This window comes from Bacillus hominis (assembly GCF_030348325.1).
Lineage (GTDB): Bacteria > Bacillota > Bacilli > Bacillales > Bacillaceae_G > Bacillus_A > Bacillus_A hominis.
On record NZ_JAUCFS010000005.1, the window covers coordinates 4,626,917 to 4,642,902 of the forward strand.

Genomic DNA, 15,986 nt, shown 5'->3' on the forward strand with positions numbered 1-15,986 from the left:
TTACAATTAAAAAATTAATCCCTATAATTAACAAATAGATACTCGAATAGATAATTGCTAGACTCACAATCTTTATTATTAAATGAACACAATATGATTGACGAGTTTTATGTCTAAAATACACGTAAACATTCTTATCCATATAATTAAACGAATAGAAAAAAAGCAACAATAATGGCAGATAACTAAATAACACTATCTTCATATCTCTTGAAGTAATAAGAAATGAAAACAAAGAATCATTAGATAAAAAGTAAACGGATCTAATCAAGGGAATAGACACACCGGCTATAAGAAATAAAATATTAATCACAAATAACCCTCGTTTTTGAAACAACTCTAATAAATAAATTTTCAAAAGGTTATAAAATAACATGTCGTTTTACTCCCCTTAAAAACAAAACTACTGATAAAATAAAAATCCCTACCAACACTAAAATAGAAACAATAATATTTGCTCCATGATATATATGAGATTCAGATAAGAAATATATGGGAGCAAGGGGCGTAGGATAAAACAAATTAATTATCATTAAAAAGAGCTGTAATAAAAAAGCACTTAATAAAGTTATAAAAGTATGCTTTGCATAAAAGGATATACTAAGAGAAAACAAAGCAAAGGCTCCACCATAAAAAAACGCTATAAATGTATATAAAATCATATGGATGAACGGATATTCAAAATATATACTAATAAAAAAGGTTGCTCGCTCATACATCCCTATATTGGAATTTAAAATTTCGTCAGGAGTTATATTTGGAAGAAACATAAACGATAAAAAAATGTTTAAAATTAATGGAATAATAACGACAACACCACCGATAAGAAAGGTCTTACTAAACAGCTTAAGAAAATACATTTTATAATTACTTCTCATAATTACAAACAAAAAAGAACCATTTTTTTTATCTTCCTGAAAGATTGATGAACTAGGTAAACTTGCAATCACTGGAAGTATAAAGAAAAATAAAAAGGAAGGTGTTACAACACTATTAATTCCCATCCAAGTTGTATATGGAGTGAAGATAACATCCCTTTTATCAGCTAGTGGCATTACGTAATATAATATATATACACAAGATAAGGATATTCCTAACACAAGCGAAAAATAAAGATTCTTATTATTCATTCTTTTCTCAAAATACTTATCCATATTTCACCTCTTAGAAAATCAAATATATCCCTCATAATATTTTAAATACAAAATATTATGAGGAGGGACTTACAAAAATATAAAATATTATATTTATAAGTTCATTTTTTAAATATAATTATTTACGAATACTATCTGGGCTCCAAACACCGCGCGCTGTACCCTCAGCCCATCTTCTAGTATCAATTTTAACCTTGATACCAGAATTATATTTCTCAACTGCTAAATTATATAAGAATTCCTCTTGACCATCACGCATTTTGTATGAATGACCATCTGAAACGTCTGTACCATCTTTTAATGCAGCCCAGGCATTGAAATATCCATCTAATCCCGACATACTGTTCACCTTCATATAATATGCTGTTCTATTATATTTAGGTTGAGATGGTGTTTCATCATTAGGACTGTAAACACGATATACATTTGACCATGGGCGATCTTCATGATTAGACTTTGCTGCCGCTGATACTGCAAAACTTGATAATGCTATTCCTGCAGTTAAAGTTAGAACTGTTATTTTTTTGATTTTTTTCATTTATTCTCCTCCTATTCTTTTACTTGTAAGCCCTTAAAAAATATAACACGCACAAATAAATAATTATATATAAATATAAAGATTTTATAATATTTACATTACCTTAATTTAAACTATAACTTTTTAACAAATACTTTGTAAAACATGTCATTACACAAAGTTTTTCAACCAATAACAACTGTTTTGCTTGTAGATATTAAATAAAACCAAGATATTTATAAAAAAGACACAATATAGTTGCTTCAGTTGATATTTTTAGTCAACTATCCTTAGAAAAACAAATTTTCATTAGTACTCATAGCCTTAATGCGTGCTAAAGTAGGAATTTCCCCAAACAAGATTGGTTATATAAATTTCCAATCCTCTAGCGGTAATACTGTTCGTTTTGAAACAAATTGTTCATTATAAAATCATTTGTAATGATAAAAATTTTAATGAAGCATATCCTTGCACAACAAAAAAGGAAGCATAAACCTGCATTTTATGCAAAGTTATGCTTCCTGTTATATACAAAATAAAAAACCACCAAATATGTATTGGTGGAGACGGTGGGAGTCGAACCCACGTCCAAAAATATCGGCACTTAAGCTTCTACGAGTGTAGTCGATATATTAGCATTTCGCGAACTCTTCGGCCTATCGACAGGCTTCCAAGTTGCTAGTCTGATTGTTCTCTTCCTTCGCCCTCAGACGGCGAACTCCGGCGTAGTCCACTTAGTTTGAGTCCCTTACCCTACCACATGGACGATGGAGGGAGGAACCTTTAGTGCAATTAAGCAGCTAAAGAAAGATTGTTTTGTTTGCCAATTATAGGCTTTGACGTTTTAACGAGGCCGATCCCCTCGACTCGCAACCTAAGCTCGAACTATCCCTGTCGAATCCGTAACGTCCCCATGATAGAAATGGAGCATACGAAGAAATATCGTGATAGCTACTAAGAGCTGTTTTTCAATGTGCAACAACCTTACATAAGTTATTATATCATACGCGCGCCGTTTTACAAATGTAAATATCTGTATTACATCTTTTGACGATCACGGAACGCGCGTGCAATTTCACGGTTTGCTTCTTTCTCTTTTAAATCGTGACGCTTGTCATATTGTTTCTTACCTTTAGCTAAACCGAGTGCCATTTTTGCAAATCCATTTTTCAAATAGATTCTAAGTGGAACTAATGAATATCCTGTTTCTTTTGCAGCTCCCGCTAGCTTATCAATTTCTTTTTTATGAAGAAGTAATTTTCTCGTACGAAGCGGATCATGGTTGAAACGATTCCCTTGTTCATATGTACTAATATGCATATTATGAACCCATACTTCACCATTATGTACACGTGCAAACGCATCTTTCAAGTTCACGCGTCCAGCGCGAATCGACTTAATTTCCGTTCCTTGAAGGACAAGCCCTGCTTCGTATGTTTCTTCGATGAAATAATCATGAAATGCTTTTTTATTTTGTGCAATAACCTTACCTGTACCTTTTGGCATATAACGTCCCTCCTCTATTTTTACTATTGTAACAAATGTTAATAAAAAGCGAAAGTGGCTCGCTCAGAATCTTTGGACATTAGAGCTCCCGACAGAGAAGCGCTTTTTACTTCGTCCGAGGGAGCGAAATGGCCAATAGATTCTAGCCACTGCAGCTAGATTCCACCAAAAGCGAAAGTGGCTCGCTCAGAATGTGAGGTGGATGGAGCTTCTGACCTTGAGGCGCTCTTGCCTCCCCCGGAAGAAGCGCAGCCGCCAAACATTCTAGCCACTGTAGCTGGATTCCTATAAAAAGCGGAAGTGGCTCGCTCAGAATCTTTGGACATTGGAGCTCCCGACAGAGAAGCGCTTTTTGCTTCGTCCGAGGGAGCGAAATGGCCAATAGATTCTAGCCACTGTAGCTGGATTCCATAAAAAGCGAAAGTGGCTCGCTCAAAATGTGAAGCGAAGCCACTCTTTTCTTACTTACGCTTTTTCTTTTTCTTCTTGAATCCTGGTACATTTTCAAAGAAGCCTTTTTTCTTCTTGCCATTACTATTACTATCTTTTTTACCTGGCTGACTAGCGGATGTAGATGCTGATGCTTTTCCTTTTCCTTGTCCACCACGATCAAATTTTCTTCCTGTGCCGCGTTCGCCACCGCGCTCATTACTACGTTCGCTACGTCCACCGCGTTTCTTTCTGCCTGTTCTTGGCTGTTCAATCACGACTGGGCGATCTTTGAACTTACGACGAGGTGTACCTTTCATGCCAACGATTTCAAAGTCGATTGCGCGCTCGTCTTTATTTACGTTAATAACACGAATTGTAATTTCGTCACCGATGCGGAATACGTTACCTGTACGTTCTCCAATCATCGCAAAATGTTTTTCGTCATAACGGTAGTAATCATCTGTTAAATAACTAACGTGTACAAGACCTTCAATTGTATTTGGAAGCTCAACGAATAAACCGAAGTTTGTTACAGAGCTAATCATACCGTCATACTCTTCACCGATCTTATCAACCATATACTCTGCTTTTTTCATTTCGTCTGTTTCACGTTCAGCTTCAACTGCACGGCGTTCCATATTAGAAGAATGCTCTGCAATCTCCGGTAAGTTTTCGCGCCATTTCGCTTGCGTTTCGTTGTCTACTTTACCATTAATGATATATTCACGAATCAATCTATGAACAATCGTATCTGGGTAACGACGAATTGGCGATGTGAAATGTGTGTAGAACTCAGTTGATAAACCGAAATGTCCTAAGCTATCCGAATCGTAACGTGCCTGCTTCATAGAACGAAGCATAACTGTTGAAATAACTACCTCTTCCGGCTGCCCTTGAACCATTTCAAGAATTTGTTGCAGTGCACGAGGATGTATTTCGTTCGCACGTCCTTTTACCGCATATCCGAAGTTTGTTACAAACTCAAAGAAACGCTCAAGCTTATCTTCTTTCGGATCTTCATGGACACGGTACATAAACGGTACGTTCATCCAGTGGAAATGCTCTGCTACTGTTTCGTTCGCAACAAGCATAAATTCTTCAATTAGCTTCTCTGATACAGAACGATCACGCATGACAACATCAGTCGGTTTTCCTTCTTCATCTACTAATACTTTCGCTTCTTTAAAGTCAAAGTCAATCGCACCACGGCGCATACGTTTTTCACGTAAAATTTGCGCTAACTGCCCCATTTCTTTAAACATTGGCACTAGCGGCTCGTAACGTTCAATTAGCGCTTCGTCTTCATCTTCTAAAATGCTTCTTACGTCAGCATATGTCATACGCTCTGTCGTTTTAATTACACTTTGGAAAATCTCGTGTTTTACAACATCACCTAGATTGTTGATTTCCATTTCACAAGATAGTGTCAGACGGTCTACTTTCGGATTTAATGAACAAATACCGTTTGATAAACGATGCGGAATCATCGGAATTACACGGTCTACAAGATATACACTCGTTGCTCTCTCCGCTGCTTCAACATCAATTGGAGAACCTTCTTGAACGTAATGACTTACATCCGCAATATGAACACCAAGCTTATAGTTACCGTTTTCAAGCTTCGTTACTGTAACAGCGTCATCTAAATCTTTTGCATCTGCACCGTCAATTGTAACAATCATTTGATCACGTAAATCACGGCGATCTTTTATATCTTCTTCTGAAATCGTTTCTGGTACACTGTTTGCATGCTCCATAACTTCTTCAGGGAACGCTAAAGGTAAATGATGTTTATGAATGACAGATAAAATATCTACCCCTGGGTCATTTTTATGACCTAAAATTTGAATAACTTCACCTTCTGCGCTTAAACGGTTCTCTGGGTAGCTCGTAATTTTCACAACGACTTTATGACCTTCTACAGCGCCCATAGATGCACTTTTCAAGATGAAAATGTCACTTGTCCAGCGTTTATTATCAGGGATAACAAATCCAAAGTTTTTCGATTCTGTATATGTACCAACTAGTTCCTTCGTTCCACGCTCTAAAATACGAACAATCGCACCTTCTTGGCGTGATCCACTTGATTGCGAGCTAACACGTGCTAATACTGTATCACCATGAAGTGCACCATTTAGTTCTGTAGGCGGGATGAAAAGATCATCATCTCCCGTTTTCTTCTCTTCTGGAACAACGAACGCAAAACCACGTGCGTGTCCAATTAATTTACCGCGTACTAAATTCATTTTTTCTGGAAGACCGTAGCGATTACTACGTGTGCGGATAACAAACCCCTTCTCTTCCATCATTACAAGTGCCTTTACGAAATCTTTAAAGCCCTCAGAGCCTTCGATTCCAAATGCAGCTTCTAGTTCTTGTATCGTTAACGGTTTATAAGCTTCTTCTCTCATAAATAATAACAACTTATCAATATGTTCTTGTATGATTTCTTCCAAGCAGAAATACCTCCTTTAAACCCTTATATTATTTAGTGTATCCGAAAGATGGGGGATGTATAAAGTGAAACTTTAATCATCTCCCAATGATTTTTTACAGCTTTCATAAAGTGAAACTTTAACCCGTGGTTTTTTGTCCGTCCCCACTGATTATTAGCCCACAAATAGCGGGATTAAAAATTCCCTTATGAAAAAAAGAGGCAACTAGATCTTACCAATCTAGTTGCTCCAAGAAGTTATATACATCCTCATGTAGCACATCACGTTCTTTATCAAGTGTAATGACATGCGTAGAGTCTTCATACCATTTAATGTCTTTTAACGTAGATTCTACACCGTTATAAATAATGTTAGCACTATCTGTATTAATCATCTCATCATGGCGTGCTTGTACAACGAATGTTGGAGCATAAATCATATCAACATTATTGCGTACGTCACGAATCAACTCTTGTAATGCTTTTAATGTATTCATCGGTGTCTGTTTAAATTCAAACATTTCCTGCTCAATTCGTTCTGGTGATTTTTGCTCACGCTTTTTATATTCGCGGGCATATGCCAATATACCTTGGTACATAATCTCTTCACTTTTAATGTACATCGGTGCACACATTGGTACAACACCTAAAATCGGTAATGTATAAGCAAGTTTTAATGAGAATACTCCGCCTAATGATAATCCAACCGCAGCTATTTTCTCGTAACCTTGATCTTTTAAATGCTGGTAGGCATTCATTACATCTTTCCACCAGTCTTCAGGGCCTGTATGAACAAGCTGCTCTGGTGGTACGCCGTGTCCTTTATAAATTGGCGCATGACAAGTATAGCCTTTCTTCTCTAAGAAACGCCCTAGCATGCGTACGTCAGCTGAGTTCCCCGTGAATCCATGTAATAATAAAACAGCGCGGTCTCCACCTTCAAATGTAAATGGTTTTGGAGATGCTAATTTCATCATGTACTTCTCCTCTTTCTCTTCTGTAATCTAGTCGTATTCTTTCTATTCTTAGTGTACCATATTTATAATTCTATAATCTAATTAGAAACTTTTTTCGAATAACAAATTAAAAAAAGAAGAACCATTAGCATAATCGGCTAACGCTTCTTCTTTTAATTTTATAAGTTTAAGTACGTAACAGCAATTGTTAGTGTAAAGAACAATACAGCTAAAACAATTGTGATACGGTTTAATACCGCTTCAATTCCACGTGCTTTTTGCTTACCAAATAATTGCTCTGCACCGCCTGAAATTGCACCTGAAAGGCCTGAGCTATTACTAGACTGCATAAGTACCATAACAATCATTAAAATCGATACAATAATAAGTAAAACTGATAATAACGTATGCACTTGGCGTACCTCCTACAAAGATTCAGTTAGTTTAAATGTTAGCATAAATCCTATAGAAAAGCGAGAGCCTATAGTGTCGCTCTCGCTTTTCTTCTATTACATAAACACCATTGCAAATAACGGTCCGAGCAAACATGTCAAAATTGCTGTTAATGTCATTGTTACCGATCCAATAACACCTTCATGCTCATTATTTTTCATCGCTCTCATAACACCCATAATATGAGACGCACATCCAAAGCCAATCCCTTTACCAACTGAGTTTGTAACGCGGCTCCATTTTAATAAAATTGGTCCTGAAATTGTTCCAGTAATACCTGCGATAACGACGAAGGCTGCTGTTAAGGACGGAACACCACCAACTTGTTCAGATACACTCATCGCAACTGGCATTGTCACTGATTTTGGTAAAGAAGATAAAATTAAGCTTTTATCTGTTCCCATAAGTGTGGCAATAACCAAATCACTTGCAATAGCAACTGTTGTACCTACTAATACACCACCAGCAATTGGTACAACATATTTTTGCAGAACATGACGTTGTTTATAAAGCGGGATTGCAAATGCTACAACACCTGGTCCAAGTAGGTTTGCAATCCAACCACCACCACTTTCCATATAATTTTGATATGGTATATCAAGCACTATAAATAAGAAGGCCATTAATCCTGTTGCAACAAGCATTGGAATAGTAAATGGTGTTGGAAATAATTTATAGATTTTTTTAGATAATTGATATAATAGCAACGTAAAAAGAACCCAACCAATTCCGATTAATATTTGGCTCATTGTGTCTCTTTTTCCTCTCTATTCGCAAGATACTGTCCTGTATGTCCTGCGACAATAATAATTAAAAACGTACTCGCTACAACTGTAATGAAAAGAGAAATTCCTTTACTCATAAAAAAAGCACCGTAATTCATTAGGCCAAGCGTTGGCGGAATTAATAAAAACGGCATAATAGCAACGAGTGTTTCTGCTCCTAAATCAAACCATTTCACTGGAAGGACTTTTAGGCTAAGTACAACAAGCAAAAGAAACATCCCAATTAAACTTCCTGGAATCGGAATATTTAACATTTCTTGCACCCAATTTCCAACCATATAAAACACATAAAGAGCAGCAATTTGGACAAGAATCTTTGTAAATTTCATGTTCATCATCCCTCATGTTTATACGATCTTCTGTTAATATCCTTATCATAGTATAAATTGTAAAAACCTGCAATTTATCAAATCGACAACGAAAATCCACTATATTATACGCTTACACCCTTGATATGACTGCGTTTACGAATGTAATTTACGTCAAAAACCTTGACCTAATATATAAAGTTTATATTTTCTGAATTTAATCGGTTATTATTTTAAGAAAATAATCTTTTTATTATCCTTACCCAAAATCTTACATATATATAAATAAGATAGGTGGTGAACATATGTCTAAAAAAGTTCTCATTTTTTGTGATCCTGGAATCGATGATACGATAGCCCTGCTCCTTGCATTCTGTATCGATGAAATTGAAGTCGTTGGAATTGTCGCTGATTACGGGAATGTTCCAAAAGAAATGGCTGTACAAAATGCTCATTTTCTTAAACAAAAATCAAGAAATAGAGATATAAAAATATTTGGTGGTTCAGAACGTCCTCTCAATGGAGGTCCACCCGCTTTTTTTACCAATATTCACGGTAAAGAAGGGTTAGGACCAATTATCCCAAATGAAAAGTTACAAAACGGAGAAATGGAGAATTTCTTTGAAGTTATCCCTCTTATCGAACAGTATAAAGACGAACTAATCATTGTAAGTTTAGGGCGCCTCACTTCCCTAGCTATTTTATTTATTTTATGTAAAAATTTAATGCAGCAGATCCAGTCTTATTACGTAATGGGTGGTGCCTTTTTACATCCAGGTAATGTTACTCCAGTATCGGAAGCTAATTTTTATGGTGACCCAATCGCGGCTAATATTGTATTACAATCCGCATCTAACATGTACATTTATCCATTAAACGTAACTCAATATTCAATCGTTACACCGGACATGGCTGAATACATTGAAAAAAAAGGAAAAGCCCCTCTCGTCAAACCACTTTTCGATCACTATTACTATGGATATTATAAAAATGCTTTACCACATTTAAAAGGTTGTCCATTTCATGACACAATACCGATACTAGCTTTATTTGATAGCTCCATGTTCACTTATCACAAGTCACCAATTGTTGTCATGACAGAATCTTATGCTCAAGGAGAAAGCATCGGTGATTTCCGCTCCTTAGTTGGATCAAGCTCATTCACCAATTGGCCAGCGCAGCAAATTGCTATCGATTTTGATTATAATTTCTTCTTTAAATACTTCATGTCACTTATGACAGATGAAAGCTTTTAGGTATAACCCTTACTGCCTGCAACATTAATTTTTTTTGGATAAAAATTGGTTTTTTTAACCAAAAATAACTTCTATTTATTTTAAGTAGCTCATATATATAATCCACCTACCCTAAGCTTTCATCTACACCAGCAATATATATTTCTTCTCTCTCTGAGGGAGAAGAAATATATATCCCAAAGGTGATTTGGTGTTGGTAGCCAATTTTGAAATTTCACCAGATAGGATGAGATAACATGTCAAAAAAGGTTTTATTCTTTACTGATGCAGGTATTGATGATGCAATCGCTCTTATTATGGCTCTTTTTTCAGAAAAAATTGAAGTAGTCGGTATCGTTGCTGATTATGGGAATATTTCTAAAGATGTTGCTACCAAAAACATTGAATACTTAACAGAAATAGCAAAAAAGAAACCTATTCCAATATTTAATGGCGCTGATTACCCCCTTACAAGCAATACACCTCATTTTTATCCTGATGTACACGGTATCCACGGTCTTGGACCTATTATTCCAGAAGGTAATTTTCATACGGGGCAATTAAAGAGTTTTTTTGCGATTATTAACATGATAGAAAAATATAAAGATGAATTAATCATTGTAAATATAGGTCGCCTCACTTCTTTATCTATATTATTCATTTTATACAAAGAAATAATGAAAACTGTAAAATCTTACTACATTATGGGCGGAGCTTTTTTACATCCTGGTAATGTTACTCCTATAGCGGAAGCTAATTTTCATGAAGATCCGGTCGCTGCCAACTTAGTTTTCAAATATGCATCTAACGTATCTGTATATCCACTAAATGTAACTCAGTATGCACTTGTTACCCCTGAAATGATTAATTACATTGATGAAATTGGTAAATCCAAACTCGTAAAACCTATGCTTGATCATTATTACTATCAATTTTATAAAAAGCTATTCCCAGCATTAGAAGGCGCTCCTGTTCATGATCTCATGCCGCTCATGGCTATTATCGATGATACAATGTTCACATACCATCATTCCCCTATTTACGTTATTAATAGTGATTTAGCTCGTGGACAATCATACGCGGAATTTCGTTCTTCTATTCAAGAAAAACCATTTATTAATCGACCTATACAACGAATTGCTATCGATTTTGATTACAACCGATTTTTTAACTACTTTATGACGATTATGACAGATAGACAATTCTCTTGAACTCACCCCTCTTACCTTCTATACCAACGTATTCGATTACCCATAGCAAATCTTCAAAAAGAAGAACCTCTAGGCTTTTATCTAACTACCATTTATTCCCCACCTATTCATTTCTAGAAATAAAAAAACAGACCGTGATTTCTCACGGTCTGTCGTTATTTTCTACAATTATCGTTTGATGTTGTAGAAAGATTTTAAACCATCGTAAACAGCGATTTCGCCTAGTTCGTCTTCGATGCGTAATAATTGGTTGTACTTAGCAATACGGTCAGTACGGCTCATAGAACCAGTTTTGATTTGGCCAGCGTTAGTTGCAACTGCGATGTCAGCGATTGTAGCATCTTCAGTTTCACCAGAACGGTGAGATACAACTGCTGTGTAACCAGCACGTTTAGCCATTTCGATAGCTTCGAAAGTCTCAGTTAAAGTACCGATTTGGTTAACTTTAATTAAGATTGAGTTAGAGATACCTTTTTCGATACCTTCAGCAAGTTTTTGAGTGTTAGTTACGAATAAGTCGTCACCAACTAATTGTACTTTATCACCGATACGCTCAGTTAATAATTTGTGACCATCCCAGTCGTTTTCGTCTAAACCATCTTCAATAGAGATGATTGGGAAGTCTTTGCAAAGCTCTTCGTAGAAATCAACCATTTCTGCAGAAGTTAAGCCAGTACGGCCTTCGCCTGCAAGGTCATATTTACCAGTTTCTTTGTTGTAGAACTCAGAAGAAGCAACGTCCATTCCTAAGAATACGTTCTCGCCAGCTTTGTAACCAGCTTTTTCGATAGCTTCGATGATTACTTCTAGAGCTTCACGGTTAGAACCAAGGTTTGGAGCGAATCCACCTTCGTCACCTACAGCAGTGTTAAGACCTTTGTCATGTAATACAGCTTTAAGTGCATGGAATACTTCAGCACCCATACGGATTGATTCTTTGAATGTTGGAGCACCAACTGGTAAGATCATGAACTCTTGGAAGTCAACGTTGTTATCAGCGTGAGAACCACCGTTGATGATGTTCATCATTGGAGTTGGTAATTGTTTTGCATTGAATCCACCAAGGTAACGGTATAATGGAAGACCTACGAAGTCAGCTGCTGCGTGAGCTACTGCCATAGATACACCAAGGATAGCGTTAGCGCCTAGTTTACCTTTGTTTGGAGTGCCATCTAATTCGATCATAGCACGGTCGATACCAGCTTGGTCAGTTACGTCGAAACCAACGATTTCTGGAGCGATTGCTTCGTTAACGTTGTTTACTGCGTTCATAACACCTTTACCAAGGTAACGAGATTTGTCACCGTCACGTAATTCTACTGCTTCGTGCTCACCAGTAGATGCACCACTTGGTACGATAGCGCGTCCGAAAGCGCCGCTTTCTGTATAAACTTCTACTTCTACAGTTGGGTTACCACGAGAGTCAAGGACTTCGCGAGCATAAACATCAATAATTGTTGACATAATAAATTCTCTCCTTTTTATATAAGCAAATTATTTAATAATTGTTTTACCTGTCATTTCTTTCGGTTGTTCCACATTTAAAAGTGTAAGCATTGTTGGAGCGATATCTCCTAAAATACCACCTTCACGAAGCTCTACATCATTTTTTGTAACGATGAAAGGAACCGGGTTAGTTGTATGAGCTGTCATTGGTCCACCATCAGCAGTTAACTCCTGATCAGCATTACCATGGTCAGCAGTAATAAGTGCTACACCATCTTTTGCAAGAATCGCTTCTACAACTTTTCCTAAACATTCGTCAGTTGCTTCTACTGCTTTAATTGTTGGTTCCATCATCCCAGAATGGCCAACCATATCACAGTTTGCAAAGTTAAGAATGATAACATCATGTTTATCATTTTCGATTTCATTTACTAAAGCGTCCGTTACTTCATAAATGCTCATTTCAGGTTTCAAGTCATATGTTGCAACCTTCGGTGAGTTAATTAAAATACGCTCTTCTCCTGGGAATTCAGCCTCACGACCACCGCTAAAGAAGAATGTAACGTGCGGATACTTTTCAGTTTCCGCGATGCGAAGTTGCTTTAATCCCGCTTGCGCAACAACTTCACCTAATGTGTTATCAAGGTTCATTGGCTTGAATGCCACGTAACCATCTACAGTTTCACTGAAATGTGTCATACAAACGAATTCAGGAATGTGAGGTACTTTTTCACCACGATCGAACTCACGGAAGTCTTCGTTTGTAAATACACGAGCAATTTGAATTGCACGGTCTGGACGGAAGTTATAGAAGATAACTGCATCATCATTATTGATTGTTGCAACTGGCGTGTCATCTTCGTTAACAATTACAGACGGCAATACGAATTCATCATAGATGCCATTTGCATAAGAGTCTTCTACACACTCTTCTGCTGATTTATAAGTAGGGCCTTCACCATTCACCATAGCACGGTAACATTTTTCTACGCGATCCCAACGCTTGTCACGGTCCATGGAGTAATAACGACCAGAGATAGTCGCGAATTGTCCTACACCTGTTTCTTTAATTACTTCATTTGTTGCATCGATATAACCTTTTGCTGTTTGTGGTCCAACATCGCGGCCATCTAAGAATGCATGGATATATACTTTCTCCACGCCTTCTTTTGCTGCTAAGCGAAGAAGAGCAAACATATGGTTCATGTGACTGTGCACACCACCATCAGAAAGTAAACCGAATAAATGAAGAGCAGTACCTTTTTCTTTCACGCTTTTAATTGCATTTTGGAATGTTTCGTTCTGATCGAACTCACCTTCACGAATTGCAACGTTTACGCGTGTTAAGCTTTGATATACTATGCGGCCTGCACCGATATTTAAGTGACCAACCTCAGAGTTACCCATTTGACCTTCTGGAAGACCCACTTCCTCACCACAAGCTGTAAGCGTTGTGTGAGGGAATTTGTTCCAGTAACCATCAAAGTTAGGTTTCTTAGCTTGTGCTACAGCATTCCCGTAAGTTTCTTCACGTAGTCCGAAACCATCAAGAATGATTAAAGCTGTTGGCTTTCTCATTTTACCGCCCCCAGAAGACCTAAGAACGAAGCAGGCTCTAAGCTAGCACCGCCAACTAAAGCGCCGTCGATGTCAGATTGTGCCATATACTCTTTAATGTTTTCTGGTTTTACGCTACCGCCGTATTGAATACGAACAGCTTCTGCAGCTTCTGGAGAAACAGCTTCTGCAACAACTTTACGGATATGCGCACATACTTCATTTGCATCTGCAGAAGAAGAAGATTTACCTGTACCGATAGCCCAGATTGGCTCATAAGCGATAACAGTTGCTTTAACCTGCTCTTCTGTTAAACCTGCAAGTGCTTTTGTCACTTGACCTGCTACTAGATCAAATGTTTTTCCGCTTTCGCGCTCTTCTAAAGTCTCACCACAACAAACGATTGGTGTTAAACTATGTTCAAATGCTGCAAGAGTCTTTTTGTTTACTGACTCGTCTGTTTCAGCAAACATTTCACGACGCTCAGAGTGGCCAAGTACTACGTAGCCTACTTTTAAGTCGCTAAGTGCTACTGGGCTAATTTCGCCAGTGAATGCACCATTTTTTTCGAAGTGCATGTTTTGTGCACCTACTTGTAAGTCAGTTCCTTCAGTATTCGCTACTAAGCGCTCTAAGAATAGAGCTGGAGAGCAAACTACTGCATCAACAGCTGAAGCTGCTGGGATTTGACCTTTAACTTCCTCTACGAAGCTAACTGCTTCAGCTAGAGTTTTATTCATTTTCCAGTTACCTGCGATAATTGGTTTACGCATGCTTTGCACCGTCCTTTTTCTTTGGCTGCTACTTATTTGTCGTTAAGACAAACTACACCTGGAAGCTCTTTGCCTTCCATGAATTCTAATGACGCACCGCCGCCAGTAGAAATGTGGCTCATTTTATCAGCCATACCGAATTTTTCAACAGCTGCTGCAGAGTCACCACCGCCGATAACAGAGTATGTATCTTCTGCATCTGCTAATGCTTGTCCTACTGCTTTTGTACCTTCTGCGAATGGAGTCATTTCGAATACACCCATTGGTCCATTCCATACAACAAGCTTAGAGTTTTTAATTACATCTGCATAAATTTCACGTGTTTTAGGACCGATGTCCACGCCTTCCCATGTAGAAGGAATAGAGTCGATACCAACGATTTGAGTTGTTGCAGTTTCAGAGAATTCCTCAGTGATTACAACATCAACTGGCATATAGAAGTTTACGCCTTTTTCTTTTGCAAGTTGCATAAATTCTTTAGCTAGTTCAATCTTGTCATTTTCACATAGAGATTGACCAATTTCATGACCTAATGCTTTAACGAATGTGTAAGCAAGTCCGCCACCGATGATTAAGTTATCTACTTTGTCTAATAGATGACGAATTACACCGATTTTATCTTTTACTTTCGCACCACCGATGATAGCTGTGAATGGACGTTCTGGGTTAGAAAGTGCTTTACCTAATACATCTAACTCTTTTTCCATTAATAAACCAGATACTGCTGGTAGGTAGTCTGCGATTCCTGCTGTAGAAGCGTGAGCACGGTGAGCTGCACCGAATGCATCGTTTACGAAGATATCAGCAAGAGCTGCAAATTCTTTCGCAAGTTCTGCATCGTTCTTTTCTTCGCCCGCATAGAAACGTACGTTTTCAAGAACTAATACGTCGCCTTCGTTCATTGCTGCAACCATTTCTTGTGCAACTGGTCCGAATGCTTCGTCCGCTTTTTTAACATCTTTACCAAGAAGCTCGCCTAAACGTGCTGCTACTGGAGTAAGACGTAATTCTTCTACTGCTTGACCTTTTGGACGGCCTAAATGACTTGCTAAAATTACTTTCGCACCTTGCTCTACTAAATATTGAATTGTAGGAAGAGCTGCACGGATACGAGTTTCATCTGTAATTTTGCCTTCTTTCATAGGTACGTTGAAATCAACGCGGCAAAATACACGCTTACCTTTTAAATCTACGTCACGAATTGATTTTTTGTTCATTG

The 15,986-nt window shown here is 37.5% G+C and carries 14 protein-coding genes and 1 other RNA gene; 2 read left to right on the plus strand and 13 right to left on the minus strand.

All coding sequences use genetic code 11. The features are described from left to right. Positions 1-362 precede the first annotated feature (362 nt). From QUF93_RS26765 to QUF93_RS26805, 9 genes are all read right to left on the minus strand, one after another. A complete protein-coding gene (locus QUF93_RS26765) occupies positions 363-1,154 on the minus strand; it encodes a hypothetical protein (protein WP_289360729.1) in 792 nt (263 codons plus the stop codon). Positions 1,155-1,272: 118 nt separating this feature from the next. Beyond that, the gene (locus QUF93_RS26770; RefSeq protein ID WP_002124098.1) at positions 1,273-1,692 is read right to left on the minus strand and encodes a DUF2712 domain-containing protein; all 420 of its coding nucleotides are present in this window, start codon (positions 1,690-1,692) and stop codon (positions 1,273-1,275) included. Positions 1,693-2,229: 537 nt separating this feature from the next. Further along, positions 2,230-2,584: a transfer-messenger RNA gene (ssrA, locus tag QUF93_RS26775) on the minus strand. Positions 2,585-2,709: 125 nt separating this feature from the next. Beyond that, a complete protein-coding gene (gene smpB, locus QUF93_RS26780) occupies positions 2,710-3,177 on the minus strand; it encodes an SsrA-binding protein (RefSeq protein WP_289360730.1) in 468 nt (155 codons plus the stop codon). 461 nt (positions 3,178-3,638) lie between these two features. Further along, positions 3,639-6,065: a ribonuclease R gene (gene rnr / locus QUF93_RS26785; RefSeq protein ID WP_002124097.1), complete on the minus strand. Its 2,427-nt coding sequence runs from the start codon at positions 6,063-6,065 to the stop codon at positions 3,639-3,641. A 211-nt stretch (positions 6,066-6,276) separates the two neighbouring features. After that, positions 6,277-7,017: an alpha/beta hydrolase gene (locus tag QUF93_RS26790; RefSeq protein ID WP_170933777.1), complete on the minus strand. Its 741-nt coding sequence runs from the start codon at positions 7,015-7,017 to the stop codon at positions 6,277-6,279. 161 nt (positions 7,018-7,178) lie between these two features. Continuing rightward, the gene (gene secG / locus QUF93_RS26795) at positions 7,179-7,412 is read right to left on the minus strand and encodes a preprotein translocase subunit SecG (RefSeq protein WP_128281867.1); all 234 of its coding nucleotides are present in this window, start codon (positions 7,410-7,412) and stop codon (positions 7,179-7,181) included. A gap of 96 nt (positions 7,413-7,508) precedes the next feature. Further along, positions 7,509-8,201, minus strand: coding sequence for an LrgB family protein (locus QUF93_RS26800; RefSeq protein WP_289360731.1), 693 nt, complete (start codon positions 8,199-8,201; stop codon positions 7,509-7,511). After that, positions 8,198-8,575, minus strand: coding sequence for a CidA/LrgA family holin-like protein (locus QUF93_RS26805; protein WP_205685972.1), 378 nt, complete (start codon positions 8,573-8,575; stop codon positions 8,198-8,200). Before QUF93_RS26805 ends, QUF93_RS26800 begins: the two co-directional genes overlap by 4 nt. Before the next feature lie 275 nt (positions 8,576-8,850). Between QUF93_RS26805 and QUF93_RS26810 the strand changes: the two genes are divergently transcribed. After that, the gene (locus tag QUF93_RS26810; protein WP_289360732.1) at positions 8,851-9,801 is read left to right on the plus strand and encodes a nucleoside hydrolase; all 951 of its coding nucleotides are present in this window, start codon (positions 8,851-8,853) and stop codon (positions 9,799-9,801) included. A 236-nt stretch (positions 9,802-10,037) separates the two neighbouring features. Then, the gene (locus QUF93_RS26815) at positions 10,038-10,991 is read left to right on the plus strand and encodes a nucleoside hydrolase (protein WP_289360733.1); all 954 of its coding nucleotides are present in this window, start codon (positions 10,038-10,040) and stop codon (positions 10,989-10,991) included. Between the two features lie 168 nt (positions 10,992-11,159). Here the strand turns inward: QUF93_RS26815 and eno are convergent, their stop codons facing one another. Genes eno through QUF93_RS26835 form a run of 4 tightly spaced genes read right to left on the minus strand, consistent with a single transcriptional unit; the run spans position 11,160 to position 15,984 of the window. Then, positions 11,160-12,455: a phosphopyruvate hydratase gene (gene eno, locus QUF93_RS26820; RefSeq protein WP_002124088.1), complete on the minus strand. Its 1,296-nt coding sequence runs from the start codon at positions 12,453-12,455 to the stop codon at positions 11,160-11,162. A 30-nt stretch (positions 12,456-12,485) separates the two neighbouring features. Further along, positions 12,486-14,015, minus strand: a complete 1,530-nt coding sequence (gene gpmI, locus QUF93_RS26825) for a 2,3-bisphosphoglycerate-independent phosphoglycerate mutase (protein ID WP_001231161.1) — start codon at positions 14,013-14,015, stop codon at positions 12,486-12,488. Further along, positions 14,012-14,767, minus strand: a complete 756-nt coding sequence (tpiA, locus tag QUF93_RS26830; RefSeq protein WP_289360734.1) for a triose-phosphate isomerase — start codon at positions 14,765-14,767, stop codon at positions 14,012-14,014. The genes gpmI and tpiA overlap by 4 nt, the downstream gene beginning before the upstream one ends. Positions 14,768-14,799: 32 nt before the next feature. Further along, the gene (locus tag QUF93_RS26835) at positions 14,800-15,984 is read right to left on the minus strand and encodes a phosphoglycerate kinase (protein ID WP_002124084.1); all 1,185 of its coding nucleotides are present in this window, start codon (positions 15,982-15,984) and stop codon (positions 14,800-14,802) included. Positions 15,985-15,986 lie beyond the last annotated feature (2 nt).

Coding starts and splice junctions, on each gene's coding strand:
- QUF93_RS26810 (WP_289360732.1), top strand. CDS start 8,851: ATGTCTAAAAAAGTTCTCATTTTTTGTGATCCTGGAATCGATGATACG.
- tpiA (WP_289360734.1), bottom strand. CDS start 14,767: ATGCGTAAACCAATTATCGCAGGTAACTGGAAAATGAATAAAACTCTA.
- QUF93_RS26765 (WP_289360729.1), bottom strand. CDS start 1,154: ATGGATAAGTATTTTGAGAAAAGAATGAATAATAAGAATCTTTATTTT.
- eno (WP_002124088.1), bottom strand. CDS start 12,455: ATGTCAACAATTATTGATGTTTATGCTCGCGAAGTCCTTGACTCTCGT.
- smpB (WP_289360730.1), bottom strand. CDS start 3,177: ATGCCAAAAGGTACAGGTAAGGTTATTGCACAAAATAAAAAAGCATTT.
- QUF93_RS26805 (WP_205685972.1), bottom strand. CDS start 8,575: ATGATGAACATGAAATTTACAAAGATTCTTGTCCAAATTGCTGCTCTT.
- QUF93_RS26800 (WP_289360731.1), bottom strand. CDS start 8,201: ATGAGCCAAATATTAATCGGAATTGGTTGGGTTCTTTTTACGTTGCTA.
- QUF93_RS26770 (WP_002124098.1), bottom strand. CDS start 1,692: ATGAAAAAAATCAAAAAAATAACAGTTCTAACTTTAACTGCAGGAATA.
- QUF93_RS26835 (WP_002124084.1), bottom strand. CDS start 15,984: ATGAACAAAAAATCAATTCGTGACGTAGATTTAAAAGGTAAGCGTGTA.
- QUF93_RS26790 (WP_170933777.1), bottom strand. CDS start 7,017: ATGAAATTAGCATCTCCAAAACCATTTACATTTGAAGGTGGAGACCGC.
- QUF93_RS26815 (WP_289360733.1), top strand. CDS start 10,038: ATGTCAAAAAAGGTTTTATTCTTTACTGATGCAGGTATTGATGATGCA.
- gpmI (WP_001231161.1), bottom strand. CDS start 14,015: ATGAGAAAGCCAACAGCTTTAATCATTCTTGATGGTTTCGGACTACGT.